Raw genomic sequence first — 4,124 nt, forward strand, 5'->3', positions numbered from 1 at the left:
AGACTATACCGAGCGTATGGAGAACTTGGCTTTCCTCATGCCGAGCGGGTGTATTTCGACTGGCTTGCACACGAATTTGGTGACATATCCAATCATCAGAAATTGCTTGACATCGGCTATCTCCTCATGCAGGGCTACGACATCCGCGCTGACATACACAGCACATATCTGAATCATCCGTCTGTTTCAAAGGACGATGTTCGACATTCTATCTATATTCTACTTGCTGAATTATGGGGCAGCCATACGGAGTTTGTAGCGCAGATGTTCTGGAATAAATCTCTAGATGACTTAATTGATGAGCTATTTACAAGTGTAGCCATATATTATCACAAACCGACTTGTAACTATCACCCCCATTATCTTAAAGATCCACTCAATATGACCGAAGAAGATATTCGTAAAACAAATCCATGGAAAGCAGTAGCCAACCAATATGTTGGTAGCGATTTCCTATACAACGAAACAGAAGAATATGTTTGCGAGAATGACAAAGAAATGATTGATGCATTCAATCTCACGGCTAAACAGGAGCATAAATATCGTCTAAATGTCCCGGCATATCCTTGGTACGGCAATCCGCTGGAGGCAAAAGTCATTGTGCTTAGCCTCAATCCCGGCTATGTAGAACGGGAATCAGTAATCGGCAAAATCATGATGAGTTTACCGGTAGGTTTAGTGGAGGGCTACGCCATTCATTTGCGTTCTATGCTTACCTTTGATTGTCATAGTTTTTTGCCGGATGACATAGGGAGTCCTAATGTAACATATCGAGACCTTGCCAATCTGCATCAAAGCTGGTATTGGATAGATAGACTTGAAAAGGCATTTGTCAGCGATAAGATTGGCTTAACAATAGATAATGTGCTGGACCGTTTCGCTGTAATAGAATATCTGGGATATTCGTCCGAAAAATATAAGGCATTTAAAGGCGGGACACTTTTGCCATCGCAGAAATATACCAAGCAGCTCATTCAGTATATTCTGCATAACAACCATGATACGATATTCATCGTTCCTCGCAATGTGAAGACTTGGCAGAACTTTCTCGGTACAATGTGGAATGATGACCGATTCATCGTGTCGAAAGATTATTTAGGTCAGAGATTTACAAAAGACATATTAGGTGATGACTACGAGAAAGTAATCGCCGCTTTCAAAAGCTAATATGTGGGTCTAAACGGTATCGTCGACTTCATTCCTGCTTTCGGCTATAGCGAAGGCGATTATAAGCCTAAAATCAATTCTGAGAATGTAAAGCTCAGTGTAGGTTATAACTTTTAATCAGGCGCGCAGGCTAAGCCAGGTATAAATATATATGGATACACCTCTGCTTTCATATGACAACAGTGGTGTCGCACTTCGGTGTTGAATTGCCTCAGAATATAGTTGAGTCACAAAAAAATAAGCATATTTTGAGGTTTTGTAGTTAATAGGTTGGAATTAATATAACATTTTAATGCATTTATGGGCACGTTTATATTTAAATGTGCTGTATACCAATTATTCCACTTGTATAAAATGTACTTATGAGAAAGACAATATTGACTTTTATAGTCGCGGCAATGGGAACATGTATGGCGCATTCTGAGGATTACGACCGTGTGTCGGCCTCGTATGAATGCTCATTCCTTACTCCTAACCGGGACTTTCCCGCTACAGACGATGCCATACAATTGCATGGTGGATATTTTAATTTTGTTCATGGCTTTCAGTTTCAGGAGCGCACATTTATCGAGACTGGAATTGGTGTCAGCGCTTCGATGGGTAATGCTGAGTCGATAAGGGATACAGAGGGTAATGTCCTGAATCAGAATTTACTAATTGTTACCTTAAAGTACCTTTAAATCTGGTGTATCGTCTGCCGTTGGATGATAAACTGTCACTGTCGGTGTTTGCCGGAGTTGCAGGCAAATGTAATCTGTACTATAAGTCAAAAGTCTCCGCCAGTAATTCTTCTCTACCGGGTTTGGATGTCAGCCATACATATAATTTGCTGTCGGTGTCCGATATGGGCGAAAATGGTGTATGGCATCGTTGGCAAGTCGCTTGGCAGATAGGCGCCGGATTAAATATCAAGTCTGTTTACCTTGGTATAAGCGGAGGTTCCGATATTATCCCTCCTTACAGTCATAGGGGTACAAAAGCGCGTATGAATGCTGCAAGCCTTAATGTCACCATAGGTTATACATTTCATATTAATTATAAAAAGCTGTTTGAGGATTTTTAGCACCGTTAGCTTTTCAACAAAAGACTCCTGCTCAATGTCAATGTCACAGAATTGGAGGGCTGAAAAAAATTAACTAAATTTACATGCTGAATAATATGGCAGTCAACAATAAGATTGCCATATTCGTTATATATGAGAGTTTTAGACGTTAGGTATACTATTTAGTGCATTAGTGTCCTGTCTGAAATAGTCGGATATAACAGCATCGAATTTAGAATATGAAAACATTTAGCGAATATCTCCAGCACTCTGTGCGCACATATTGGGAAGACCTTGCTCTGACCGATTTCAACGGTGTCTCGTACCAGTATCGCGATATTGCCCGCAAAGTTGAAAAACTGCATCTTCTCTATGAACATGCCGGTATAAAGAGCGGTGATAAGGTAGCCCTGTGCGGACGCAATTCATCCCAATGGGCTGTGGCCTTTATCGCTACAGTCACATATGGTGCAATCGCGGTGCCCATTCTGCATGAGTTCAAGGCCGACAATATCCACCATCTTGTAAATCATTGTGAGGCAAAACTCCTGTATACCGACGATTCGATATGGGAGAATCTTGACCCTGCCATGATAAAAAATCTCGTCGGGGTATTGCGTCTGCAAGACTTCTCACTGCTGCTTTCACGCAGTGAAAAGCTGACCAATGCCAGGAAGCGGCTCAACGAGCTGTTTGGCAAGAAATATCCCGAGCGTTTTACTCCGGAGGATGTGGTATATCCTGCTCATATAGCGGATGACCTGGCTCTGATTAACTACACATCCGGCTCAATGGGCTTTTCTAAGGGGGTGATGATTACCTACGGAAACCTGTGGAGCAATCTGCAATTCTGTGTCGACGGCATCCCGTTTATCAAACCTGGCGACGGTATGGTATGCATGTTGCCGCTTGCCCATATGTACGGGCTTATGGTAGAACTCCTGTTGCCGCTTGCCAAAGGTGCTCATGTGTATTTCCTTACACGTGTACCATCGCCGAGAGTGATTCTTGAGGCATTTGCTACGGTAAAACCAAAACTGATTATTACCGTACCTCTCATTATTGAGAAGATAGTCAAGACCAAGGTATTTCCGATGCTTGACAAGCCTATTATGAAGGTGCTTATGAAAGTGCCGTTTGTCGACGAGCGTCTGGAAGCGCGTATCCGTAAGGGGTTGCTCGATGCTTTTGGTGGAAATCTGCTCCAGATTATTATCGGTGGAGCAGGATTGAATAAGGATGTCGAGACATTCCTGCGTAAAATCAGTTTCCCGTTTACTGTAGGATACGGCATGACTGAGTGTGCACCGCTGGTGACATATGCACCATGGCAGGAACAACGCCCGGCCTCATGCGGCCGTATAGTTGACAGAATGGAGGGGCGTATCGATTCGCCTGATCCGGCCAATGTGCCCGGCGAATTGTGGGTGCGCGGACAGAATGTAATGAAGGGATATTACAAGAATAAGGAAGCTACCGAGGCTGTAATGAAGGATGGCTGGATGAATACCGGCGACTTGTGTACGATGGATTCCGACGGATTTCTCTATATCCGCGGGCGTAACAAGAACATGATTCTCGGTCCGTCGGGTCAGAATATCTATCCTGAGGAAATCGAGCAGAAGATTAATAATCTTCCCCTGGTAAGCGAGTCGATTGTCATCGAGGATAATGGTAAACTCGAGGCTTTGATTTATCCCGATCTCGACCTTGCCACCAAGGAGGGTATTGCGGTTTCGGATCTTGAGAAACTGATGAATGACAATATCAATCAGCTCAATAAGGAACTCCCGGCATACTCCCAGATTGCCAAGGTCAGAATGCGCTATCAGGAGTTTGAAAAAACGCCCAAACGTTCCAGCAAGCACTATCTTTATCACAAAGGCAAATAAACAAATCAGCTGAGAGGACGGTT

General features: G+C 43.3%; 2 protein-coding genes and 1 pseudogene. All 3 read left to right on the forward strand.

All coding sequences use genetic code 11. The features are described from left to right. The coding region (locus K2I50_RS05325; RefSeq protein WP_301025179.1) for a hypothetical protein at positions 1–1,167 on the forward strand (1,167 nt) is incomplete at its 5' end. 658 nt (positions 1,168–1,825) lie between these two features. Continuing rightward, a pseudogene (locus tag K2I50_RS05330) lies at positions 1,826–2,230 on the forward strand (hypothetical protein); the annotation flags it as partial. Positions 2,231–2,448: 218 nt separating this feature from the next. Then, positions 2,449–4,101, forward strand: a complete 1,653-nt coding sequence (locus K2I50_RS05335; protein WP_301025180.1) for an AMP-binding protein — start codon at positions 2,449–2,451, stop codon at positions 4,099–4,101. Positions 4,102–4,124 lie beyond the last annotated feature (23 nt).

It is taken from the genome of Muribaculum sp. (genome assembly GCF_029051885.1).
Classification (GTDB): Bacteria; Bacteroidota; Bacteroidia; order Bacteroidales; family Muribaculaceae; genus Muribaculum.